This is a genomic window from Clostridium omnivorum (assembly GCF_026012015.1).
GTDB classification, from domain to species: Bacteria; Bacillota; Clostridia; order Clostridiales; family Clostridiaceae; genus Clostridium_AX; species Clostridium_AX omnivorum.
The window spans coordinates 3,061,043-3,086,413 of record NZ_BRXR01000001.1 but is presented as its reverse complement, the minus strand read 5'-3'; the positions used below and the strand labels follow the sequence as shown (position 1 = coordinate 3,086,413).

The 25,371-nt window shown below is 32.8% G+C and carries 23 protein-coding genes; 4 read left to right on the top strand and 19 right to left on the bottom strand.

The window, feature by feature from the left end; genetic code table 11:
• Positions 1–179 precede the first annotated feature (179 nt).
• Both groL and groES read right to left on the bottom strand, forming a co-directional pair.
• Positions 180–1,805 (bottom strand): chaperonin GroEL, encoded by a 1,626-nt coding sequence (groL, locus tag bsdE14_RS14475; protein WP_264850684.1) that lies wholly within the window; start codon positions 1,803–1,805, stop codon positions 180–182.
• A 30-nt stretch (positions 1,806–1,835) separates the two neighbouring features.
• Positions 1,836–2,120, bottom strand: a complete 285-nt coding sequence (gene groES / locus bsdE14_RS14470; RefSeq protein ID WP_264850683.1) for a co-chaperone GroES — start codon at positions 2,118–2,120, stop codon at positions 1,836–1,838.
• A gap of 461 nt (positions 2,121–2,581) precedes the next feature.
• Here groES and bsdE14_RS14465 point away from each other — a divergent pair, with 461 nt between their 5' ends.
• A complete protein-coding gene (locus bsdE14_RS14465; RefSeq protein WP_264850682.1) occupies positions 2,582–3,241 on the top strand; it encodes a TIGR01906 family membrane protein in 660 nt (219 codons plus the stop codon).
• A 1-nt stretch (position 3,242) separates the two neighbouring features.
• Here the strand turns inward: bsdE14_RS14465 and bsdE14_RS14460 are convergent, their stop codons facing one another.
• From bsdE14_RS14460 to bsdE14_RS14400, 13 genes are all read right to left on the bottom strand, one after another.
• The gene (locus bsdE14_RS14460) at positions 3,243–3,968 is read right to left on the bottom strand and encodes a TVP38/TMEM64 family protein (RefSeq protein ID WP_264850681.1); all 726 of its coding nucleotides are present in this window, start codon (positions 3,966–3,968) and stop codon (positions 3,243–3,245) included.
• Between the two features lie 30 nt (positions 3,969–3,998).
• Positions 3,999–4,907, bottom strand: coding sequence for a DNA-3-methyladenine glycosylase family protein (locus tag bsdE14_RS14455; RefSeq protein WP_264850680.1), 909 nt, complete (start codon positions 4,905–4,907; stop codon positions 3,999–4,001).
• A gap of 33 nt (positions 4,908–4,940) precedes the next feature.
• Positions 4,941–5,348 carry a C-GCAxxG-C-C family (seleno)protein gene (locus bsdE14_RS14450; protein WP_264850679.1) on the bottom strand — a complete coding sequence of 136 codons (408 nt, stop codon included), beginning with the start codon at positions 5,346–5,348 and terminating at the stop codon, positions 4,941–4,943.
• A 151-nt stretch (positions 5,349–5,499) separates the two neighbouring features.
• Positions 5,500–6,882: an NADPH-dependent glutamate synthase gene (gene gltA / locus bsdE14_RS14445; protein ID WP_264850678.1), complete on the bottom strand. Its 1,383-nt coding sequence runs from the start codon at positions 6,880–6,882 to the stop codon at positions 5,500–5,502.
• A 119-nt stretch (positions 6,883–7,001) separates the two neighbouring features.
• A complete protein-coding gene (locus bsdE14_RS14440; RefSeq protein WP_264850677.1) occupies positions 7,002–7,889 on the bottom strand; it encodes a sulfide/dihydroorotate dehydrogenase-like FAD/NAD-binding protein in 888 nt (295 codons plus the stop codon).
• A gap of 446 nt (positions 7,890–8,335) precedes the next feature.
• Positions 8,336–9,502 carry an iron-containing alcohol dehydrogenase gene (locus tag bsdE14_RS14435; RefSeq protein WP_264850676.1) on the bottom strand — a complete coding sequence of 389 codons (1,167 nt, stop codon included), beginning with the start codon at positions 9,500–9,502 and terminating at the stop codon, positions 8,336–8,338.
• Positions 9,503–9,722: 220 nt separating this feature from the next.
• Positions 9,723–11,666, bottom strand: a complete 1,944-nt coding sequence (locus bsdE14_RS14430) for a sigma-54-dependent Fis family transcriptional regulator (protein WP_264850675.1) — start codon at positions 11,664–11,666, stop codon at positions 9,723–9,725.
• Between the two features lie 141 nt (positions 11,667–11,807).
• Positions 11,808–12,656: a 3-hydroxybutyryl-CoA dehydrogenase gene (locus bsdE14_RS14425; protein WP_264850674.1), complete on the bottom strand. Its 849-nt coding sequence runs from the start codon at positions 12,654–12,656 to the stop codon at positions 11,808–11,810.
• Between the two features lie 72 nt (positions 12,657–12,728).
• Positions 12,729–13,736: an electron transfer flavoprotein subunit alpha/FixB family protein gene (locus bsdE14_RS14420; RefSeq protein ID WP_264850673.1), complete on the bottom strand. Its 1,008-nt coding sequence runs from the start codon at positions 13,734–13,736 to the stop codon at positions 12,729–12,731.
• A gap of 14 nt (positions 13,737–13,750) precedes the next feature.
• The gene (locus tag bsdE14_RS14415) at positions 13,751–14,530 is read right to left on the bottom strand and encodes an electron transfer flavoprotein subunit beta/FixA family protein (protein ID WP_264850672.1); all 780 of its coding nucleotides are present in this window, start codon (positions 14,528–14,530) and stop codon (positions 13,751–13,753) included.
• A 43-nt stretch (positions 14,531–14,573) separates the two neighbouring features.
• Positions 14,574–15,713, bottom strand: a complete 1,140-nt coding sequence (locus tag bsdE14_RS14410; protein WP_264850671.1) for an acyl-CoA dehydrogenase — start codon at positions 15,711–15,713, stop codon at positions 14,574–14,576.
• A 31-nt stretch (positions 15,714–15,744) separates the two neighbouring features.
• On the bottom strand, positions 15,745–16,527 hold the full coding sequence (locus bsdE14_RS14405; RefSeq protein ID WP_264850670.1) for a short-chain-enoyl-CoA hydratase: 783 nt from the start codon (positions 16,525–16,527) through the stop codon (positions 15,745–15,747).
• 286 nt (positions 16,528–16,813) lie between these two features.
• Positions 16,814–17,464, bottom strand: coding sequence for a redox-sensing transcriptional repressor Rex (locus tag bsdE14_RS14400; RefSeq protein WP_264850669.1), 651 nt, complete (start codon positions 17,462–17,464; stop codon positions 16,814–16,816).
• 268 nt (positions 17,465–17,732) lie between these two features.
• On the opposite strand from bsdE14_RS14400, the gene abc-f reads away from it, so the two are divergent.
• Positions 17,733–19,649 carry a ribosomal protection-like ABC-F family protein gene (abc-f, locus tag bsdE14_RS14395; RefSeq protein ID WP_264850668.1) on the top strand — a complete coding sequence of 639 codons (1,917 nt, stop codon included), beginning with the start codon at positions 17,733–17,735 and terminating at the stop codon, positions 19,647–19,649.
• Between the two features lie 32 nt (positions 19,650–19,681).
• Here the strand turns inward: abc-f and bsdE14_RS14390 are convergent, their stop codons facing one another.
• From bsdE14_RS14390 to bsdE14_RS14375, 4 genes are all read right to left on the bottom strand, one after another.
• Positions 19,682–20,278 (bottom strand): DUF3793 family protein, encoded by a 597-nt coding sequence (locus bsdE14_RS14390; protein ID WP_264850667.1) that lies wholly within the window; start codon positions 20,276–20,278, stop codon positions 19,682–19,684.
• Between the two features lie 123 nt (positions 20,279–20,401).
• Positions 20,402–20,833 carry a DUF2935 domain-containing protein gene (locus bsdE14_RS14385; protein WP_264850666.1) on the bottom strand — a complete coding sequence of 144 codons (432 nt, stop codon included), beginning with the start codon at positions 20,831–20,833 and terminating at the stop codon, positions 20,402–20,404.
• Between the two features lie 74 nt (positions 20,834–20,907).
• Positions 20,908–23,019: an MASE3 domain-containing sensor histidine kinase gene (locus tag bsdE14_RS14380; protein ID WP_264850665.1), complete on the bottom strand. Its 2,112-nt coding sequence runs from the start codon at positions 23,017–23,019 to the stop codon at positions 20,908–20,910.
• Positions 23,020–23,207: 188 nt separating this feature from the next.
• The gene (locus bsdE14_RS14375) at positions 23,208–24,368 is read right to left on the bottom strand and encodes a metallophosphoesterase (RefSeq protein WP_264850664.1); all 1,161 of its coding nucleotides are present in this window, start codon (positions 24,366–24,368) and stop codon (positions 23,208–23,210) included.
• A 177-nt stretch (positions 24,369–24,545) separates the two neighbouring features.
• Here bsdE14_RS14375 and bsdE14_RS14370 point away from each other — a divergent pair, with 177 nt between their 5' ends.
• Together bsdE14_RS14370 and bsdE14_RS14365 are read left to right on the top strand one after the other, a co-directional pair.
• Positions 24,546–24,683 carry a hypothetical protein gene (locus bsdE14_RS14370; RefSeq protein ID WP_264850662.1) on the top strand — a complete coding sequence of 46 codons (138 nt, stop codon included), beginning with the start codon at positions 24,546–24,548 and terminating at the stop codon, positions 24,681–24,683.
• 109 nt (positions 24,684–24,792) lie between these two features.
• Positions 24,793–25,368, top strand: a complete 576-nt coding sequence (locus bsdE14_RS14365; protein ID WP_264850661.1) for a GDSL-type esterase/lipase family protein — start codon at positions 24,793–24,795, stop codon at positions 25,366–25,368.
• The last annotated feature ends 3 nt before the right edge of the window (positions 25,369–25,371 follow it).

The following is a 25,371-nucleotide window of genomic DNA, read 5'->3' as shown; positions in this document are numbered from 1 at the left end:
TAATTTTACTTTTTAAATTATTATCATATTTTTACATAATATACACTATATAAAAATTTTTAGGTTGGTACCGTACTTTTACATATTCCTTCTTACGTTTTATCTTTAACTATATATTCAACAAACTTGCTAAAATATCAAAAAATAAAAAGAACCCCTATTAGGGGTTCTTATTGCTTTTAGTACATTCCGTCCATTCCCATTCCGCCTGGCATTGCAGGAGCTGGATTCTTTTCTGGTATGTCAGCAACTACACTTTCAGTTGTTAAGAATGTAGCAGCTACAGAAGCAGCATTTTGAAGAGCACTTCTTGTAACCTTAGTTGGATCAACAATACCAACCTTTAACATATTAACATATTCTTCACGTAGTGCATCAAAGCCTATTCCATGTTCGCTGTTCTTAATCTTTTCTATTATTACAGAACCTTCAAGACCAGCATTAGCAGCTATTTGTCTTACTGGTTCTTCTAAAGCTCTCTTTATTATACTTATACCCACTTTTACATCGGAATCATTTGAAGTTAATTCTCCAACCTTTTCAATTACATTAATATAAGCAGTTCCTCCTCCAGCAACTATACCTTCTTCTACAGCGGCTTTAGTAGCTGCAAGAGCATCTTCTATTCTAAGCTTTCTTTCCTTTAATTCTGTTTCAGTAGCAGCTCCAACTTTGATAACTGCAACTCCACCGGCAAGCTTAGCTAATCTTTCTTGAAGCTTTTCTCTATCGAAATCTGAAGTAGTTTCTTCAACTTGAGCTCTTATTTGAGATACTCTAGCATGGATATCTTCCTTATTTCCTCTTCCATTTACTATTACAGTATTTTCTTTTGAGATTTTAACACTTTCTGCTGTTCCTAGCATATCAAGTGTAACATCTTTAAGCTCTCTTCCAAGCTCTTCTGATATAACTTCTCCACCAGTTAAAATAGCTATGTCTTGAAGCATTTCTTTTCTTCTATCACCAAAGCCTGGTGCCTTAACTGCAACACATGTGAAAGTTCCTCTTAGCTTATTAACTACTAGAGTTCCAAGAGCTTCGCCTTCAACATCTTCTGCAAGTATTAATAATTTCTTTCCTTGTTGAACTATTTGTTCAAGCACTGGAAGTATTTCTTGTATGTTTGATATCTTCTTGTCAGTTATAAGTATATATGGGTCATCAAGAATTGCTTCCATTTTTTCAGTATCAGTTACCATGTAGGAACTTACATATCCTCTGTCAAATTGCATTCCTTCAACTACATCAAGTTCAGTTCCCATGGACTTTGATTCTTCAACTGTTATAACGCCCTCATTGCCTACCTTCTCCATAGCATCAGCAATTAACTTACCGATTTCTTCATCAGCAGCGGAAATAGCAGCAACTCTAGCTATGTCTTCTTTTCCTTCAACCGGTCTTGATATCTTCTTTATTTCTTCAACTGCAGTTTCTACAGCCATCTTTATTCCATTTCTAATAAGCATTGGGTTAGCACCAGCTGTAACATTCTTTAGTCCTTCTCTAATTATAGCTTGTGCAAGTAATGTAGCTGTAGTTGTTCCATCACCAGCCACATCATTTGTCTTTGTAGCAACTTCTTTAACAAGTTGTGCTCCCATATTTTCAAATGGGTCTTCTAATTCTATTTCTCTAGCAATAGTAACACCATCATTAGTTATTAATGGTGCACCGAATTTTTTATCTAAAACAACATTTCTTCCCTTAGGTCCAAGTGTAACTTTTACAGTATCAGCAAGTATGTCTACGCCTTTTTGCATAGATCTTCTTGCTTCTTCACCATGTACAATTTTCTTAGCCATTTTAATTCCTCCAAATCTAAATTACTTTTATTACTCAACTATTGCAAGAATATCGTCTTGCTTTAAAATTATAAAATCTTCTCCGTCTAGCTTAACTTCTGTTCCTGAATATTTGGAGAATAGAACCTTATCTCCTACCTTAACTTCCATTTTTACTTCTTTTTCGTTTACAATTCCTCCAGGCCCTACAGCAACTACTTCAGCTTCTTGTGGCTTCTCCTTTGCTGTATTTGGAAGTACAATTCCGCTCTTTGTAGTTTCTTCAGCTTCTAATCTCTTAATAACAACTCTGTCTCCAAGTGGTCTAATTCTCATTTAAACCCCTCCTTAAGTTATTTTTATATTAATAAATTTGTTGTTAATTATTTGTTAGCACTCATCATCATCGAGTGCTAACACTTATTATAATAAATAATAGACTTTATAATATCAAATTCCATGATTTAACTTTATAAGCCATATTTACTTGATAACAAAGAATAGAGCAATATTAGCATGGAATTTTATCTTTTTTCTCTCATTATCTCAATTATGCTTACACTTGCAAGTTCTGTAGAATTAGTTACATTATTTCATATTTTTAACTGAAGGAAATTTGTCAACCTAGAGTATTATATACAATAATTATTGTCTTTATGTAAGGTTTTTAATCCTAATTTTATTGACTATAGAATTTACATTATATAAAATGTTATCATAGCTTATTAAAAGGAAGAACCTTGCCGTTTTAATGGCACTAATAAGATGCAAATTGTCCTACTAAAAGGAGGATTACTATGAATAAAACTACTTCCACGCTATTAGCACCTATATTTTCAATTGCAGTGAGTATATTTATTGTTACTTTAGCTGTAAAATTCACTTTAGGCTTTAGACCTCTGTACTACTATGACGTTAACCACTTAAATATAGCAGAAAGCTCTGGAATTGATAAGAATACCATAATTAAAAACTATAATATTCTTATAGACTATACACAAAAACCTTCTATAAAAAAACTCAGTATGCCAGACTTTACTATGTCAAAGGAAGGCGAAATACATTTTGTCGAAGTTAAAAAGCTTTTTACAAATATCGATTATCTTTTCTACATAAGTACAGTTATTTCTGCCATTGCTGTGTTTATAGGCTTTAAAAGCAAGAATTTTGTCTTTTTAAAAAGGAGTGCTACAAACCTTATAGTAATGCCAATACTTTTGATTATTCCTTTTGCCATAAACTTTAATAAAAGCTTTACTGTATTTCACAAGTTATTTTTTAGTAACGACTATTGGGAGTTTGACCCTGTAAAAGATCCAATAATAAATGTACTGCCAGAGGACTTTTTCTTCCACTGTGCACTTCTTATATTAGGATTTATAGTTGTATCCTGCATAATCCTATTTTTACTTTATAGATTATCTATAAAAAAAGGCAGCACTCACAATAAGGCTTAACTTATTGTGAAGGCTGCTTTTTTACAAGCTTTTTAATTATCTTTTCACCTTTAAAAACTCCAATGGCTGACAGTGATATCATAACTACTGAAATAATAATTAGGCTTAGCTTATTTCCCGTATGAATATTGGCTCCAAAATAAGCTGAAACGAAAATTCCTGGTATCCTGCCTAAGGTTGAAAATATGAGAAAATTGCTTAGGCTAATATCAGATATTCCGCAGATATACGCAACCACATCTTTAGGTATTCCAGGAATCAAGTATACAAGAAATACTACGTAATTTACACTTCCTAGTTTTAATATCTTGCCAAAAAATTTTAAATGCTTTTCCGAAACAATTTTTCTTATAAATTTTCTTCCAAAGTAACTTGCTATTGCATAAGCTATTAAACTTCCCAAAGTTATTCCTATAAGCGAAACAATTGAGCCTAAGAAGGTATCATAGATAAACCCTCCAGCTATCTGTACTATCTCCCCTGGAATAAAAAAAATTACAACTTGTATTATCTGAAGCAGTATAAAGGCTCCAAAACTGTATTTGCCATAGGATAATACCCATTTTTTTATTTTATGAGGATCTTTGAAAAAGCTAGCATATTTTTCGAAGTACTCATATCCAACTAACACAAATATTAATAGCACAAGTATTAACACTAAATATGCTCTATTATCATACAATTTTCTCAGCAACCTTTTCATCAGCTGAACTGCTTTGTTTAACATAAATTCCCCCTTCTAACCTTTTGAAGGAAATTAGACACTTATATTATTTTCTCTGGCATAATAAAACAAGTACTGCTGCGCAAAGCCAGAAAGCTCTCCAAACTTATTTCTTCCAAAGTCTCTGATTTTTTTAAGTGACACATCTGGAGCTAAATAAAAATGCTGCATAGCTCTTTTTACCCACACATCTACTGGAAAAGCCGAATATTTGCCCATAGAAAACAGCATTATGCAGTCTGCCACTTTAGGTCCAATGCCATTATAGTTTTGCAGCTGTTCATGACAAACATCATCACTCTGAGCTTTTATCCAGTTTAAATCAAATTCATTATTGTAGCAAACACCTTCAGGACTGGCATTTTCATTAATCTTAGCTATTGTGTCTATTATATATTTTGCTCTAAAGCCGGTTCCACAAGCCTCCATTTCTGAAATCTCAGCATTTTTTAATGCTTCTAAGCTCGGAAAGGCATAGTAGGTTTTCCCTTTGTATTCTAGTGGTTTTCCAAAAGCTTTACTAATGTTCTCAATAGCCCTTTTTATCATAGGAATCCTATTATTTGCAGAAATTATAAAAGATATTGTAATTTCAAATGGATCCTGTTGTAAAAGCCTTATCCCATGACCAAATTCTACAGATTTTTTCAAAAGTTCGTCTTTACTTAGTTTATCCTTTATTGCACTATAATCTCTGTTCAAATCAAAATAATCAACCCATACTTCCTTGAATTCATCAATAGTAGTATTATATATGATCACATCATTTTGCCTTTTTTCTATTTCAATTACTTTTCCAAAAGCTACACCTATATAATTACCACTTTCTTGCCTATTCCATCTAAAGCATTGTCCACAATCAAAAATATGAGCTAATTCAAAGTTCTTTACATCCTTAACTAGAACCCCTTCATCTATTTGCTCTACACTTTTATAATCCATCTGTTTCCTCTCCCAGTCTAATTATTTTCTAGCTTACATTTTCATTTCTCTTAGTACTATATCATCTAATATTACCGCAGCCAGCTCAATCATCTTGCTGCAGCCAATCTCATCATTTCTATATTTACTCTTTAGCTCCTTGCAATTGTTTGTTCCAAGCTGTTCTTCAAAGCTTTCCATGAATTCTTTTGCTAGTTCTTTCACTCTAGCACTCTCGTGTGCTCTTTGCTGTGTGAACATTATTCCAAGCACTGCTAGCGCTCCCGTTGCTGCTCCGCAAACACTTTCAATACCCATACCGCCGCCAAAAGCCGCCATAGTTTTAAGTGTTTCCCTAGACAAATTTAAATTATATTCTTCATTAGCAGCATAAATTATAGTTTCTGCACAGTTTAAATCATATTTATCAGAACGATATCTTCTTACTTTTTCTAATAACATAATAAATTACCTCTCTATAATCATAATCTATTTTGTTTCACTATCTAAAATATATACCATAATATTCTAAGGTGCAACAAAAAGTGCTAAAGGCAGCTCGTAAAAAAGCTGCCTTTATATATTTTATTTTTTATCTCTTACTTCTTACCTCTTACTTACTCAAGAATTCATCAATGCCCTTGGCAGCCTTTTTCCCAGCTCCCATGGCAAGTATAACTGTAGCTGCGCCTGTTACAGCATCCCCTCCAGCATATACTTTTTCTTTTGTGGTTTCTCCTGTTTCTTCCTGTGCTATTATACATTTTCTCTTATCTACACTTAAACCCTTTGTAGTTGTTGATATTAATGGGTTTGGTGAAGTTCCAAGTGACATTATTACTGTATCTAGCTCCATTACAAACTCAGAATCCTTAACCTCTACTGGTCTTCTTCTTCCTGAAGCATCTGGCTCGCCAAGCTCCATTTTTACACACTTCATGCCCTTTACCCAGCCCTTTTCATCTGCTAGTATCTCTGTTGGGTTTGTAAGCATATCGAAGATTACTCCTTCTTCCTTTGCATGGTGTACTTCTTCTACTCTTGCTGGAAGCTCTTCTTCTGAACGTCTATAAACTACATGCACTTCTGCTCCAAGTCTTAACGCTGTTCTTGCAGCATCCATTGCTACATTTCCTCCACCAACTACAGCTACCTTTTCACCTACTCTTATTGGTGTTGCATATTCTTCCTTGAAGGCTTTCATCAAGTTATTTCTTGTTAGGAATTCATTAGCTGAAAATACTCCATTTGAGTTCTCTCCTGGTATTCCCATGAACTTAGGAAGTCCTGCTCCTGAACCTATAAATATTGCATCAAAGCCCTCTTCTTCTAAAAGCTGATCTATAGTTATAGTTCTTCCTATGATTACGTTAGTTTCTATTTTTACGCCCAGCTTTTTAACATTTTCTATTTCATGCTTTACTACTGAATCCTTTGGAAGTCTAAACTCTGGAATTCCATATACTAATACTCCGCCTGGTTCATGAAGAGCTTCAAATATAGTTACATCATAGCCCATTCTAGCTAAATCTCCTGCACAGGTAAGTCCTGCAGGACCACTGCCTATAACGGCTACCTTTTTGCCCTTCTTTTCTGCAGCTTCTGACAAATCAACATTGTGCTCTCTTGACCAGTCAGCAACAAATCTTTCAAGCTTTCCTATAGCTATAGGTTCTCCTTTTATGCCTAGTATACACTTTCCTTCACATTGAACTTCTTGTGGACATACCCTTCCACATACTGCTGGCAGTGCACTAGATTTTGATATAATTTTTGCTGCCTCTTCAAAATTGCCTTCCTTAACCTGCTCAATAAACTTAGGTATTGATATAGTTACAGGACACTCAGTAACACACAATGGTTTTTTACAATTTAAGCATCTAGCTGCTTCCTGCTTTGCTTCTTCTTCTGTATATCCTAAACAAACTTCTTTAAAGTTTGCTGCTCTTACTTTAGGTTCTTGCTCTGCTATAGGGGTTCTTTTCATTCTATCCATAATTGCCTCCTTAAATTACTTTTACGCTATTTGGAATAACATGTAACTACTACCAAATACTTAGCATTAGAATATTTACATGTTTATATTTTTATATATAAATATTTATATAGTTATAACTATTTGCCGCAGCAACCACAGCCACCTTCATGTCCTTCATGCTTTTCCTGTTCTCTGTACTGCTTCTTTGCTTCTTCAGTTTTATACATTGCTTGTCTTCTCATAGCTTCGTCAAAATCTATAAGGTGTCCGTCAAATTCAGGACCATCTACACAGGCAAATTTAGTTTCGCCTCCAACAGTTACTCTGCATGCTCCGCACATTCCTGTTCCATCTACCATTATTGGATTCATGCTTACTATAGTATGAATTCCTAATTCTTTAGTAAGCTTCGCTACAAATTTCATCATTATCATAGGCCCTATAGCTACTACTAAATCATACTTCTTTCCTTCTTCTTTAACTAGTTTTTCTAAAAGATTAGTTACCATGCCTTTAAAGCCATAGGAACCATCATCAGTAGCTACATATAAATTGCCTGCAGCTGCTTTCATTTCTTCTTCTAGAATAACGTATTCCTTTGATTTAGCTCCTATAATAACATCTGCATTAATTCCTCTTTGGTGAAGCCATTTAACCTGAGGATATACTGGAGCAGTACCTACCCCTCCTGCTATGAATATCACATTCTTATTCTTTAAATCTTCTAAATTCTCGTGTACCATTTCTGATGGCTGTCCTAGTGGTCCAACAAAATCAGCAAAATAATCCCCTACTTCGTAGTTTGCCATTTGCTTAGTTGATGTTCCTAGAGTTTGAAAAACAATTGTTACTGTACCTTTTTCTTCATCATAATCACAAATAGTTAGTGGAATTCTTTCACCTTTTTCATCCATCTTAACTATTAAGAACTGCCCTGGATTTGCTGACTTTGCTACTCTTGGCGCTTCTACATCCATTAAGTAAATCTGTGGTGCTAATAATCTCTTTCCTACTATTTTATACATAGTCATCCTCCTTATAACTTGGAACACGGGGCAACTTAACCGTGCCATTCCCATCGGTAACTTGCCCGTAAAAGTCCATTTAGGACTTTTGCCTCCTTTATTCTTAAGAGTACACAATTGTCTATTAATACTTTTACAAGCTGTATTCATAAAACTGCGCAAATTTCATTATAAATAATCTATTCCACGCTTTTACAATTTAAGTAACATTTATATTATATTGTATATACTGTATCCTTTTAAATATGACAATTGTGTACATATATTATTATATAATTCTCACATTGAAGCTTTTCATTAATATTATATCACATAACTAATATTATATATTCAAGGAAAAACTCTCTCAATGAATATCATCAAGAGAGTCGCGCTAAAATATATTAAAACAACTTATACATGGAGATATAAGTTACCATGTCAGATTAATTGAGCTATTCTCCTAATTAGAAGTTTACTTTTTCACCTGTAAATATGCATGTAAATAATTTTTTCATTTCTTCTACAGATATAGCTCTTGGGTTTGAACCAGTACAAGCATCTTCTATTGCATTTGCAGAAATTCTATCTACATTTGCATTGAAGTCTTCTTCTGTTATTCCATATTCTTTTAAATCTTGTGGTATATTCATAGCCTTATTTAATTGTTTTACCATATCAGTTAAGGAATCTATTAATTCATCTTGGCTATTTCCTGCAAGACCTAAGTTTTTAGCTATTGCAGCATATCTTTCTCCACAAGCTTTTTTATTGAAGTCTATAACATATGGAAGATATATTGCATTTGCACAGCCATGTGGAATATGGAATACAGCACCAGTCTTGTGAGCCATACTATGAGTAATTCCAAGTAGTGCATTTGAGAAAGCCATACCTGCAAGACATTGTGCATTGTGCATTTCTTCTCTAGCTGCTTTATCTCCACTAAAAGACTTTAATAAGTTTTCTTTTATCATAACTATTGCTTGCATAGCAAGAGGATCTGAGAATACAGATCTATTTGAAGCTACATATGCTTCTATAGCATGTGTTAATGCATCCATTCCAGTATGTGCTGTAAGTGTTGCTGGCATTGTTTCAGCTATTTCTGGATCAACTATAGCTATGTCTGGAGTCAAATTAAAGTCAGCTAAAGGATATTTTATTTGATTCTTGTAATCAGTTATTACTGAAAAGGCAGTAACTTCTGTAGCAGTACCACTTGTGGATGGAATAGCTACGAATTTAGCCTTTTGTCTTAATTCTGGTAATCCAAATGGAACTACTGCTTTTTCAAATGTAAATTCTGGGTACTCATAGAATATCCACATTGCTTTAGCAGCATCAATTGGTGAACCTCCACCTATGGATACTATCCAATCTGGTCCAAATTCTCTCATAACTTTAGCACCATTCATTACTGTTTCAACTGATGGATCTGGTTCTACTCCTTCTAGAGTTTTAACTTCCATTCCAGCTTCTTCAAGATAAGCTATAACCTTATCAAGAAATCCAAACTTTCTCATGGAACTTCCGCCTGTAACTACTATAGCCTTTTTTCCTTTTAAAGTCTTTAGAGTTTCTAATGAATCTTTTCCAAAATAAATGTCTCTTGGTAGTGTAAATCTGTTCATTTAAAAATTCCTCCCAAATAATCTATCATACTTTTATTTTCTCTTATTTTTTTCATATTATTATATATAGCAACTACCGTGCCAACTTTGATATGTTTTTAACAACAATGTATTATCAGCATTTTTCAACATTTATAAAAAGTAAAAAAAAATAAAGTGTACTAAAATTGAGCAATCAATTAAAATATAATGCTCAATTTTAGTACACTTGTAATAATTTTTAACAATCTTCTATTTCATATTTTTTCATTTTTGTATAAAGTGTATTCCTACTTACTCCTAAAACCTTAGCCGCCTGTGAAACATTTCCTCTAAATTTATTTAAGCTAGCTATTATTGCCTTTTTCTCCAATTCTTCAAAAGAGCAAATAAACTGTTCCTCGTAAGCCTTTTCTTGCCTATTACCAATTTTAACTTTATCATTCTCATGGTCAAATTCATTTTTAGCGTCGCCATTATATTCAGAGATTAGAGAATAGCTGCTGTTTCCATTTAAATTTACTATATTCTCAATATAGTTCTCTAATTCTCTGATATTTCCCGGCCAGCTATACTGAAAAATGTTCTTATATACTTCATGATCTATCTTAGGTATATTCTTTGATAATTTTTCAGATTTAATTCTTAAGAAATAGTCAACTAAAAGAGGAATATCCTCCTGCCTATCCCTTAAAGCTGGCAGTGATATTGGTATTACACTTAACCTATAGTATAAATCTTCACGAAAGTTACCACTGGCAACCTCTTTTTTCAAATTTTTATTTGTAGCCGCTATTATCCTAACATTTACAGGAATTTCTCTCGTGCCACCAACTCTAGTTATAGTTCCTTCTTGAAGAACTCTTAAAAGATTCACCTGCATATCCAGCGGCATTTCTCCTATTTCATCTAAAAAAAGCGTGCCACCATTTGCAAGTTCAAATTTTCCTGGATGTCCACCTTTTTTAGCTCCTGTAAAGGCTCCATCATCATACCCAAAGAGCTCACTTTCAATTAGGTTTTTAGCAATAGCTCCACAGTTTATGGCTACAAAGCCATTGTCTCTCCTGCTGCTATAGTTATGAATTGCTTGAGCTAATACTTCCTTTCCTGTACCGCTTTCTCCCTGAATAAGTACAGTTGAAGGACTGTCCGCTATACTCTTTGCATAATTAATAATGTTGTTAATCTCTCTACTTTTCCCAATTATATTTTCAAAGGAATATCTAGCTCTCATTCCTGTATATTTATTAACTAAATTTATTACCCTTTGTATTTCTTTAAGCATAACCACACAGCCAATTGTTTTTTCGCTTTCAATCGCTATAGGATATGCATTCAAATTATATCTTTCCCTTATTCCACCTCTATATATTGTAATTTCTTCGTCAAGACAGCTCTTTCCTGTCTCTAATACCTTATTTATGTCTCTACAATTAGGGATAAGTTCTACCAGCATTCTGCCTACAATATACTCTTCGTCTAGTCCTAGTATGGAGCAAGCATTTTTATTGGTCATAATAATTTTTCCGCTGTTGTCTATAGTTAAAAGCCCGGTAGATATGGATTGTATTATTGTGCTCATATATCCATTTGTCTCTAACAACTTATTATGAGCAGCCTCACTCTTCATCTGATTTTCTATAGATTCTACCGCAGCCACAATCAAACCAAGGGTATGAGGGTGAACCAGATCGCTGCTTCCTGTTAGATTTAGCGTACCAATAATTTCTCTATCCTCGCTGTGTATTGGCGCTGCAGAGCATGTCCATTTATGGTAAGCAGTGATAAAATGCTCTGTAGCAGAAATCTGAATAGGTGCATTTTCGCTTATAGCAGTTCCCATAGCATTAGTTCCTATACTTTTTTCATCCATGTAGGCCCCAACTACCATATTCATTTCTGCCGCTGCTTTAACCACTTCTCTATCTCCAACTACATTTAGAATACACCCTTCTTTATCAGTAAGTATAATAAAAAAGCCTGATCCCATTAAAAAATCATAAAGAACTTTCATAAAAGGTTCTGCAACCCTTATAAGGGCCTTATTCTTTTCAATATTCTTAGAAACTTCATCTGCTTTAAGGATTTTTTTCGAAACAACTCTTTCTTTTTCTATACCATATTCAGCAGATCTCTTATGTGACTTTTGAATAATCTCTTCTCTTTTTTCTCTAGTGTACATATTTTCAACTCCCATAGTAGGATATTTATATATAGATTATATTCGTTATTTTCTTCACAATAAGAGCATAACAAAAGCCATTGATATTCTCAATGGCTTTTTAAAATATTTTCTTGGAAAGTTTTACTTAACAGTTAAAAACTATTTAGCGTAGTTGTGGAATCCTCTTCCTGACTTTCTTCCAAGCCAGCCGGCTCTTACATATTTTCTAAGTAGAGAGTGAGCTCTATATTTTGAATCCCCTGTTTCTTTATAAAGAACATCCATTATTGCAAGGCATACATCTAGTCCAATAAGGTCACCTAAAGCTAGAGGTCCCATTGGATGATTTGCACCAAGCATCATAGCTTTATCTATATCTTCTGCGCAGGCAATTCCTTCAGCTAGAATTCCACAAGCTTCATTAATCATAGGAATCAATATTCTATTTACTACAAAACCAGGAGCTTCTGCTACTTCAACTGGTTCCTTTCCTATAGCTAAAGAAACCTCTTTAACTTTGTCGAAGGTATCCTGTGAAGTTGCCATACCCTTTATTATTTCAACAAGCTTCATTACTGGAGCTGGATTGAAAAAGTGCATTCCTATAACTCTGTCTGGTCTATTTGTAGCAGCTGCTACCTCAGTTATAGAAAGAGAAGAAGTGTTAGATGCTAATATAGTTTCTGGCTTACATATTCTATCAAGTTCAGCAAATATCTGCTTCTTTATTTCCATGTTTTCTATAGCTGCTTCAACTACTAAATCACAGTCATCAGCTAAATTCATATCAGTAGTCCCTGATATTCTTGATAGAAGCTCTTCCATAGCCTCATTAGTGATCTTGCCTTTAGCAACAAGCTTTGATAAGCCCTTTTGTATACCAGCAAGACCTCTATCAACAAATTCATCCTTTATATCTCTGATTATAACTTCATATCCCTTAGCAGCAAATGCTTGAGCAATACCAGCTCCCATCGTACCTGCTCCAAGAACAAAAATCTTTTCCATGATAAAACCTCCATTTATAAATAATAAGTAATAGTTAAGAAGTATTACTTTTTACTTCTTACTTCTTAGTTCTTAGTTATTTTTAGCTTCTTTGATTTTAGCAGCTAATTCAGGCAATACTTGTCTATAATCCCCTACTATAGCTAAGTCTGCTATTTTCATAATTGCTGCATCTGAATCCTTATTAATAGCTATAATATAGTCACTATCCTGCATACCAGCTAAATGCTGTATAGCTCCAGAAATACCACAAGCTATGTAAACTACTGGTCTAACAGTTTTACCAGTTTGACCAACCTGGAATGCCTTATCTATCCAGCCAGCCTCAACAGCAGCACGGGATCCGCCTACTGTTCCGCCTAGCACTTCTGCAGCTTCCTTTAATAAATCAAAGTTTTCCTTGCTGCCAACACCTCTACCACCAGATATTACAAATTGTGCTTCAGTAATATCTTCTTCCTCTTTAGCAAGTTTTACAATTTCCTCAAGCTTAGTTCTTATATCATTTTCTGCAAGAGAAGCATTTATTTTATTTACCTCAGCCTTCTTTGTTTCATCCTTTTGAAGCTTTTCAAATACACCTGGTCTAACAGTTGCCATCTGAGGTCTGTGATCAGCACATTCTATTGTAGCCATTAGATTTCCACCAAAAGCAGGTCTTGTCATTAAAAGATTCTTTGTTTCTTCATCAACATCTAGACCTGTACAATCAGCAGTAAGTCCAGTACCTAGCTTTGCAGCTACTCTAGGACCTAAATCTCTTCCTATATAGGAAGCTCCAATTAGCAATACTTCAGGTTTATGCTCATTGACTAAATCACATATAACCTTTGAATATCCGTCAGTATTATAATATTTCAATAATTCGTGATTTGCAAGTAGAACCTTATCAGCCCCAAAAGCTGTTAAAGTATCTGATAGTTTTTCAACCTGATCTCCTAAAAGTACAGCAGTCAATTCCACTCCAAGCTTATCTGCTATTTCTCTTCCTTTTCCTAAAAGTTCTAATGAAACTTTTTGAAGTATTCCTTCCCTTTGTTCAGCGAAAACCCAAACTCCTCTATATTCAGAAATATTCATCTGCTATCCCTCCTCTAGATATAGTGTTTTTCCTTTAATTTTTGTACTACATAAGCTGCTGCTTCCTTAGCTGGCAGGTTTACTATTTCTCCTTTTCCTTTAGCCTCTTTAGTTGCAGACTTTCTTACCTTTGTTGGAGAACCTGCTAGTCCAAGAAGGGATTTATCTAAATCTATATCATTTGCTGTCCAAATTTTAATTTCTTCATCAAAAGCCTTGAAAATATTCTTTACATCCATATATCTTGGCTGGTTTAATTCTTTAATAGCTGTAAGAAGAACTGGTGTATTAACTCTTACTATTTCATATCCATCTTCTAAAGCTTTTCTTATTCTTAGTTCTTTTCCTTCAAACTTAACTTCTTCTACATATGTAACTTGTGGAAGATTTAAATGTTCAGCAATTTCAGGTCCAACTTGTGCAGTATCACCATCTATTGCCTGTCTTCCTGCAAATACTATATCATATGGAAGTTTTGCTATAGCTGCTGCTATAACTCTTGAAGTTGCTAGAGTATCTGCTCCTCCAAAAGCTCTGTCAGTTACAAGTATAGCTTCATCAGCTCCCATAGCCAAAGCTTCTCTTAATGCTTTTTCTGCTTGTGGAGGTCCCATGCTTATTACTGTAACATGAGCACCGTATTCATCTTTTAGCTTTAATGCCTCTTCAAGAGCATTTTTATCATCTGGATTTATTATTGATGGAACTCCTTCTCTTATAAGAGTTCCTGTTTTTGGATCTATTCTAACTTCATTTGTATCTGGAACTTGTTTTAAGCAAACAATAATGTTCATATCTTTTTCTCCTTTCACTCGAAACACTGGGTAACTACTTGAGCTATTTTAATGCATTACCAGCTATAACCATCTTCTGAACTTGAGAAGTTCCTTCGTATATCTCAGTAATCTTAGCATCTCTCATCATTCTTTCAACAGGATACTCCTTGGTATAACCGTATCCACCGAATATTTGAACTACATTTGTAGTTACTTCCATAGCTACTTCTGCAGCATATAATTTAGCTCTTGCAGCTTCAACAGAATATGGAAGTCCATTATCTTTATTAAAGGCAGCTTTGTAAACTAAATATCTAGCAGCTTCAATTTTTACATCCATATCTGCTATCATCCACTGTAATCCTTGGAAAGCGCTCAGTGACTTACCAAATTGTTTTCTTTCCTTCATATACTTAACAGCTTCTTCAAAAGCCCCTTCTGCTATGCCTAATGCTTGAGCAGCTATACCAATTCTTCCTCCGTCAAGAGTCTTCATTGCTATACCAAAACCTTTTCCTTCTTGTCCAATTAAGTTCTCTTTAGGTACTATGCAATTTTCAAATATTAGCTCAGTGGTTGAAGAAGCCCTAATTCCAAGCTTATTCTCAACCTTACCTATAGAGAAGCCTGGATATCCTTTTTCAATTATAAAGCAGGATATTCCTTTAGTTCCCTTGCTCTTATCTGTCATTGCAAATATTAAGAAAGTATCTGCAACTCCACCATTTGTAATAAATATCTTTGAACCATTAATAACATAGTGATCGCCATCTAAAACAGCTGTAGTTTGCTGTGAAGCCGCATCTGTTCCAGCGTTAGGTTCTGTAAGTCCAAAAGCTCCAATTTTATCTCCTTTAGCTAATGGAACTAAATACTTTTCCTTTTGAGCTTGATTTCCAAACTGCTGCAAGAGACCTGATGCTAGTGAAGTATGAGCAGAAAGAATAACTCCTGTGGTTCCGCATACCTTTGAAAGCTCTTCTACTGCTATTATGTAAGATAAGTTATCACCGCCAGCACCACCATAGATTTCAGGAACTGGAATTCCTAGCATATTAAGCTTTGCCATCTTCTTAACATTTTCCATTGGAAATCTTTCAGTTTCATCAATTTCTGCAGCTATTGGCTTTACTTCATTAATAGCAAATTCTCTTACCATCTGTCTTACAAATTCTTGTTCCTTAGTGAGTTGAAAATTCATTCTAATTCCTCCCTTATTGCACTACTGAAAATTATCTGTTTTTAAAGTTTTTTGCTCTTCTTTCCACAAAGGCAGTCATGCCTTCCTTTTGATCTTCTGTGGCAAAGCACTCTCCAAATACTTCAGTTTCATACATAAGAGCTGTATCAATATCACATTGTATACCTCTATTTATAGCGCTCTTACAAAGTCTTACTGCTATTGGGGCATTCAAAGCTATGCTGTTTGCCAATGCTCTTGCCTCTTCCATAAGCTTTTCTGGTTCAAAAACACTATTAACTAAACCAATTCTCAAAGCTTCATTGGCATCTATCATTTTCCCAGTGAATATTAATTCTTTAGCCATTCCCATTCCTACCAGTCTTGCCATTCTCTGAGTGCCGCCAAAACCTGGAGTTATTCCAAGTCCAGCTTCTGGTTGTCCAAACTTAGCTTTTGTTGATGCTATTCTAATATCACATGACATAGCCAGCTCACAGCCTCCACCTAGTGTAAAACCATTAAGTGCAGCTATAACAGGCTTTTCTAAATTTTCTATTCTCCTAAATACTTTGTTTCCAAGTTTACCAAACTTTCTTCCTTCAACAACAGTCATATTCTTCATTTCTGAAATGTCTGCTCCAGCAACAAATGCTTTTTCACCTGCTCCTGTGAGTATAACTGCATATACCTCATCGTCTAATTCTACTGCTTCAATTACGTTATTGAGTTCCAATAGAGTTTCCGTATTAAGAGCATTGAGAGCCTTAGGCCTATTGATAGTAATTACAGCAATATTGCCCTCTTTCGAAAGAACCACGTTTTTTTCTTCCATGATAATCCTCCCATCACTTTTTCAGCCCAAGTTTGTTATATTATTAACAAGCTTGAAAAAAATAGTTGTTAATTTATACCTCAAATCCTATTATAGCTCTTGCACTATAGGAATTCAACAAAAAGAGTAATTATTTATAATATTTTTATAATTCTATTTTTCAAGGTTTTTTTGCTTAAAATTTTAATATTTTCACTAAAAACAAGGGATTGTTTATAATCTAACAAAGTTAAAGGACTAAATGCATGAATTTTACATTTAGTCCTTTAACTTAAATTATTTATTTTTATTCTTGGTCTTCTAAGTCTTTATTCTTTAAAAGATAGGATAAAGTCATAAGACTTTCACTCAAATGCACATTTTCTACAGTTACATCTTTAGGTACAATCAAATCTACTGGTGCAAAGTTCCATATTCCTTTAACCCCGCCTTCCACCAAAATATTGGATACCCTTTGTGCACTGTTCCGAGGTACGCAGATTATAGCTATATCTATTTCATTATGTGCTAAATAATCGCCTAAATTATCTATGTCATCGATTTCTACATCCCTAATCTTCATACCTACAAGCTTAGGATTTGTATCAAAAATGCCATTAAGAGAAAAACCCAATCTTTCAAATCTAGTATAGTTTGCAATTGCCTGCCCTATATTTCCTGCACCTATAATTATAGTTTTATATTCTCCTGTAAGTCCTAAAATCCCGTTGATTTCATTGTATAAATCTTTTACATTGTAGCCATAGCCCTGTTGGCCAAAATCACCAAAGCAGTTCAAATCCTGCCTTATTTGTGAAGCTGTAAAACCGATTCTTTCACTTAATTCTTTAGATGAGATTCTATCTACATCATTTTTTAATAGCTCTCCTAAATACCTCTGATATTTTGGTAATCTTTTAATAACTGCCATTGAGATATTCTTCTTTTTACCTTCCATAGCGCACCTCTTTCAAATTAACTTGTATGCATATATTAATCGATTTATTATCACATTCTACCTAATAGTATATTCTATTTAATAGTATTACTTAAATTTTTTTCACTGTCAATATTTTGACATAATATAAATGCCATTATTTCATATTCTAAATTAACTCCTTTAGCTTAAAATGTAAAGTATAATAAAACAATTTAAAGATTTTTTTTATTTTTGCTACAAAAATCACCCATTACATAGTAAAATATTTTGTGGGAGAGTGAACAGAATGATAGTTTTAAGTTGTAAAGATTTGCATAAGAGCTATGGTATAGATATAGTTTTAGATAAAGTAACCTTTAATGTTAATGAATGCGACAAAGTTGGTCTAGTAGGTGCCAATGGTGCTGGTAAAAGTACTCTTTTTAAAATTTTAACTGGAGAACTTTCACAAGATAGCGGAGATTTATTTATTGATAAGAATAAAAAAGTGGGTTATCTAGCTCAACACTTATCATTAGAGAGCAGCAATGTGATTTATAATGAAGTTTTAGGTGTTTTTAATCAACTTTTAGAGATGGAAGCCAGGTTAAAAGAATTAGAAATTAAGCTTAATGAACCCTATGATATTGCTAATCAGGAATATCACGATAAAATAATCAAGGAATACACAACACTTTCTGAACTTTATAATAATCGTGGAGGATATACTTATAAGGGAGAAATTAGTAGAGTATTAAAGGGGTTGGGCTTTACTGAAAATGACTACGAAAAGCCTATAAACATATTAAGCGGCGGCCAAAAGACAAGAGTTGCCCTTTGCAAACTATTACTTACAAGTCCGGAAATACTGCTTCTTGATGAGCCTACCAATCATTTGGATTTAGATGCCATTGAATGGTTAGAAGAATACCTTAAAGCTTATAAAGGAACAATAGTAATAATATCCCACGATAGATTTTTTCTTGACTCAATTACTAATAGAACCTTTGAACTTATAGGTGGACATATGAATTCCTATAATGGAAATTACACTACCTTTGTGGACTTAAAGAAAAAAAATTATGAAGTGCAGCTAAAAGCATATAATCTGCAGCAATCAGAAATTAAAAGGCAGGAAGAAATAATCGAGCGCTACCGTTCCTTTAATAGAGAAAAAAGTATAAAGGCAGCAGAGAGCAGGGAAAAAGCACTGGCTAAAATTGAAAGAATAGATGCTCCTGATAGAGAAGCTAAAGCATCAAAGATAAAATTTGAAACACAAATAAAAAGTGGATATGATGTATTGCATATAGAAAAGCTTTCTAAAAGCTTTGGAGAAAAACATCTTTTTAGCAATTTAGAAGCAGATATTAAACGTGGTGACAGGACAGCTCTTATTGGAGAAAATGGTAGAGGAAAGACTACTCTGTTTAGAATTATTATGGATAAATTGCAGCAGGATTCTGGTATTAAAGTATTAGGTAAAAATGTTTTTATTGGATATTACGATCAAGAACAATCGAATTTGGATCCTGAAAAGACAATTCTTGATGAGGTATGGGATACCTTTCCTAATATGACTACTACGCAGCTACGAACTTCCTTAGCAGCATTTTTATTCACAGGCGATGATGTATTTAAAAACATATCCACACTCAGTGGTGGTGAAAAGTGCAGAATTAATCTTTTAAAGCTCATGCTTTCAAAATCTAACTTTTTACTTTTAGATGAACCTACAAATCATCTTGATATTGTTTCAAGAGAAGCTTTAGAGGATGCTCTACTTAACTATGATGGTACAGTTTTAGTAATATCTCACGATAGATACTTCTTAAATAAAGTTATAGAAAAAATTTATGAATTAAATGAGGATGGAATCAAAGAGTACCTTGGAAACTACAGCTATTTTATAGAAAAGAAAAAGAATCCTTTACGCTACCAAGAAGAAATGGAGAACCAAGGAAAAACTAAAACTCAAATTCAAGAAGAAAGAAAGAAAAAGAGAGAACAAGAAAAAGCTGAAAAAGAAAAACAGCAAAGAATAAAAACACTTGAAAAATCAATTAGTGATTTTGAAAGTAGCCTTGCTGAGCTTCAAAATCAACTTTGTCTTGAAGAAGTATATTCAAATCCTAAAAAAAGTGAAGAGGTAAATAAAGAAATAGCCTCCACGGAAGCCACCCTTCAGGAACTTTATGAAGAATGGGAAAGTTTACTTGAATAAAATCTTAAGGCTGCTAAGAAGCTTAGCAGCCTTTAATTTGAAATATGTATTAGTTCTTTTAAAGCCTTGTTTATTATTTCCAGTCTAGCAGCATCAAAGCTTTGAAAAATAGACATTGCCTCTTCTAAATTATCATAAACCTTCCAGTAGCCGCAATACTTAAACTCTTTCCCCTTTTTTTCAATAAACTTTTTTGTATCTTCAAGAGGTATTCCTAAAAATATACCTATTTCATGGGGACAAGTTTTTTGAAATCTCCTTTTTAATTCATTTAAATAATCATATATACTTCCATTTTCGTCATATCCTAGTTTAATTAAATATCTTCTATTTTCTTCTTTTTCCAAAACATCTTTTAATTTATTATTATAAAACATTACTAATTTTGCATATTTATCTTCCTTTAAAAGCAAGTAATCAGTTATGTTCCACTCTCTCACCATATATTCATATTGATTCCATAATTCATACAAGTTTCTCTGTGTTTTATTAAAACTCAAAATAGTTGCTGGCTTTGAACTATAAAGAGTAGGTGCTGCTAAATAACTTACAATAAATTTAAAATACGCCTTATCCTCAAGCCTATTTAATGAACTAAAAAAATCTTGAATTTGCTTGTCATATATCATAAGAATATCCCCTTTACAAATGCTATTACTCTTTTTTTCTCCAGCATTCATAAAATTATACTAATAAAATAATTACCCCCTATGAACTATTAATTCATAGGGGGTAATCTACATAAGGGTGTTTTACCTTACAAGCTGCGTTCTTATGTTATTAAAAGTTTCAAGCATAAATCTTTGCTCATGCTCAATATGATTTAAAAGAGTTTGGAAGGTCTTATCATCCTTTCCATAAGCTCTTACCTGTGGATATACCTGTATTGCTCTTCTATCTATCACTATAAATTCATTTACTAATCTTTCAAGCTGCATTACATACTGGTTCATTAAATTAGGATTTTGAGCCATCATGCCTTGAAGACTTTTAGCTCTTTTGTTTAAATCTGTAAAGGCCTTATTTAATTGCATAAGTTCATTTACTATACTAGGCGGCAAATTTTTCTTCGAAAGCTCTGCAACAGTCTTAACAAAGATAGGATGCTCACTAGATATATCTGTCCAAAGCATCAATTCATTAAGTACACAATTTACTCCATTAATACATGTAAAACAATACATTATAAACCTCCATATACTGTGTTCCATTTCAGTATATGAGCGTAAAATGTTTTAGGTGACTACTTTAACTAATTTTATAGATAAATATCTGAAAATTCTATGTTAATTCTCTCAATATTACCAGATACAGCACTCTCCACTGGCAACGATTCTTGGGGCAGCACATTTACAGGTAATTCTATAATAAATTTGCTTCCTTTACCATATTCACTTTCCACCGCTATACTTCCTTCATGAAGTTCTACCATAGATTTTACTAAAGATAAGCCTATACCGCTTCCTTCATGGGTTCTTGCTAAGGACCTATCTACCTGTCTAAATCTCTCGAAAATAACATCCAATTTATCTTTAGGAATACCTATGCCACTATCCTCTACCTTTAATATTACTGTGTTTCCATTATCCTGAATGTTAACCTTAATACTGTCGCCTGGTTCAGTAAATTTTATGCAATTCGAAAGCAAATTGAGAAGTATTCTCTCTATTTTATCCGGATCAACAGCCATTATTTTTTCTTCCACATCAGTATCAAACTCAATATATAAGCCCTTATTTTTAGCATACTCAACTACTGACATAGTTATATTCTCTACAATACTTACAATATTATAATTTTGAATATGAAGAGTAAAAAAACCCGAATCAATTTTAGTTATGTCTATTAAATTATTTATAAGCCTTAAAAGCCTGTAGCAATTTTGTTTCATAATCTTCGTATAATTATTCACATCATTTATATGCTCTTGTATCATATCTCTATTTAGATAGAGCTCCATTAATTGAATTACTCCATATAACACATTAATAGGTGTTCTAAGCTCATGGGATATATTTGCAAAAAATTCATTTTTAATCTTATCATATTCCTTAGCATCATTAAGCAGCCTTTCATTTTCTTCTGCTTTTTTTCTTATCTCTATATCCCTTAAAACAACTAAAACAGCTTCTTTTCCATTGTGAGGTATGCAGCTTGCCTTTACCTCTACATCTATCATACTTCCATCATATTTTATAAGTTTTTCTTGAAGTAACACTGATTCTTTAAGCCTGCTTTTTACCTTCTGAATCTCCTTTATAAAGTTTTCCTTGCTAGAAGGCATTAAAATTTCATTAACAGCACTGCAGGTTAATTCATCCGCACTTTCATAACCCAGCATCCTTGCTGCATATTTATTTACAAAAAATATTTCATCCTCATCATATGCAACTATACCATCAGGACATAATTCCACCAATTGTTTATATCTTTCTTCACTTTCTCTAAGAGCTTCTTCAGTAACTTGTTTCTCCTTAATTTCTCGTTTTAATTCATTATTCATCCTTTGTAGTTCTATGTTATTGTGTTTTAGCTTGCTATTAGCTTGACTTAATTCGTAAAATAATACTTTATAAGGTGCCTGTAAACTTGTTTCACTCACAGCCTTATACATAAGATAGAAGGAAATCAATTTGCATAAGTGACCTAGTGCAGCATAGCTTTCATTTAAAAATTTATAGAAAACAAAAGAAATCTCAGAAATAAAAGCAAAAAAGATTGATAAATTAATTAATATATATACTTTCCTATGCAATTGTTCTTTGTTTTCTTTTTTATTCAATATAAATATTGCTGCCAAAAGAAAAAGTGCAACAATTATATTCACTGATTTTTTAAATATAGTGACACCATTCGGAAGGCTATAGCAATTAGGTAGTATTTTACCATAAAGCAATACTAACCCAATTACCAAACATATAAAGAAGTAAATAAAATAAACCCTTCTTATATTAATTTTTTTATGTAAAAATATAGTACAAATCATTAATGAACCACCTAATATTATTTCCTCAATTAAGCTTGCCTGCATGGCAATATTATTTACGAAATTTAAGGCAATATCTTCGTTCCCACTATAATAGAAAAGGTGAATAGCATTAAATACAGCCAAAGCTAAGCAAAAAACTCCAATAAAAGTCGAAAAGTTATTTGTGGATACTCTATAGGTGTTTATAGCTATAAGTGCTATTGTAACTGCAAAATTCGTTACTGCAAGTTCAATCAATGCATGAAATATAACATAGTTTTTAAAAGACATTTGAATGGCTACTATGGATAAGATTATTAGGATAACAGCAATTTTGGAATACTCAATATATTCTCTTTTAATTTTTCTATTCTTAACTTTAAAAATATTAATATCCTCCATGAATCTTACAAATCCTTTCTAACAATAAAAGTATTTCAAGATACATATTATGCCAAGTTAATATTCTATACACAGATTAACAATTCCTTCTAAATTTTTATATTTTTTGCTATTTTTAATCAAAATTGTTACTTTTTTCGAAAAAAAATAGCATTTTGTGCAAAACGCTGCAAAATGCTATAAAAGTTTTATTTAAAAGTTAAATGTACCCTGACTATTTCTGGGCTATTTCCTATTCTTATTGGCGGTCCCCAAGTTCCATAACCTAAGGATACAATTACATTAAAATTACCCTTTCTTAAATATCCCCAATCTATTTCATATAATTTTCTTGTAAAAATTTCGTTTGGAAACATCTGCCCTCTATGGGTATGTCCTGATAATTGCAAATCAACTCCGCTGTTTTGTGCTTCCTCCAACTTTTGCGGCTGATGATCCATTAAAATTATTGGCTTACTCACATCAATATTATCCAAAATACTGCTTATAGTCTTACGTTTTGTTCCTTTAAATCTCTCACTTGCTAAATCTTCCCTGCCAACTAAATATAAGGCATCATCAATTTTAACATAATTATCCCTTAAAACCTTTATCCCTGATAGCTCTAGTTCTTTAACTATTTGTTCAGATTCTCCTCCAATATATTCATGATTTCCCGTAACTGCATATACTCCATACTTTGCCTTAAGCTTTGAAAAACTTTCTCCCATATGCTGCCTTTTAAAAGGTTCAACTTTTTCATCAACTATATCCCCTACAAGTAAAACAAGGTCTGGATTTTCAGCATTAATTTTCTCCACCATGTTTTGCAATCTTTTATTATCAACTATATCCCCTAAGTGTATGTCAGAAACCATAACAATATTTAATTTATTCAATGAGCCTGCACTCTTTTGAATATTAATATCATAATTTACAACTTTAGCATTTCTAGCATTAAAGCTTCCATAAGCTACAAGTGCAATTACAACAAAAAAAGCTAAAAGGCCTGCAGTTGTTTTAAGTGCAGCATTTTGTTTTATTCCTATAGGAATGAAACTAGCTTTAACTCCTAAAATTCTTATAATGTCCACTGTTGGTAGAATAATAATAAAATATAACATTGCTGCAAGCCAATAAGCACCTATGAGATTTAAATAGCTCTCAATACCTGCTGGTATATATTTTTCGCCTATTTTTGATATTATATAGGAAAGTGCTATTACCCAAAATACTATCCAATATACCTTACTATTTAAAAAAGGAATAAGGCTTCCAACATTTTGCCAACCCCTCATTCCTATATAATAATTAATAATTCCAAATATACCAATAGATATAATAACAAATATTATTAAAAAATTTTTCATATTTTCTCCTCTGCTGCTAAAAGTTATCTTATCTGAGTAATATTCATATTATACACCACTTTTTCACAAAGATATAACAGCATAATAATAAAATTTCCTCACATAATATTTATAAGGGATAAAAAAATTTATCTTTAACGCTGCGTACATGTTTTATCAGCTATAGGAGGGGATTTTATGGGAATGAAAAGGTATGAATATATAAAAAAACCAAAAGGCCCTATGGACAGCGCAAAATATCATTCTAGAAGTGCTGAATTTAAGGCTGCTGAAGAAAAACAATTGGATAGCAAGCCTACTCCAGCTAAAAAATAAATTAACTAATGCATCACTGTTAAATAATCTTTAAAATCAGTGGTGCTTTTTTTATAATAATTGTATTATTTAAATAAATATATAAAATATTAAACAGAAAGGCAATACAATGAAAATACTTCTTATTGGAGATAGCCTTACCTATGGTTACGGAGTTGACCATGATAAATCTTGGGCTTATCTGCTATCAAAAAACAAATCAATAGATATTATAAATAAAGGTATAAATGGAGACACAACTGCTGGGATGCTTTTTAGAGCTTATGAAGATATATCTTCCAACTTATCTTGTTTTACAGTGATAATGGGTGGATCAAATGATATTTTATCCGATCTATCATATAACTATGTAAAAGATAATATTATATTAATTATTGAAGAAGCCCAAAGCTTAGGATCAGAGCCTATATTAGCCATTCAACCCCCTGTAGTTCCTATAATGGCTGAAAGGCTATGGAGCAGTGGTGTAAATTATTATAAAGTAAATGAAGAAATAAAAGCTTATAGAAATGAAATACTTTCCTATGCAATAGATAATCGAATAAAATATATAGACTTCTTTACCCCTTTTCACAGGCTTTTAGAGGAAGATAAAGCTATTAATTATTATCTTGATGGCTTACACCTTAACTCTAAGGGAAATCAATTATTATATGATCTTGCTTCAAAAATTATATTTTCTTAAAAA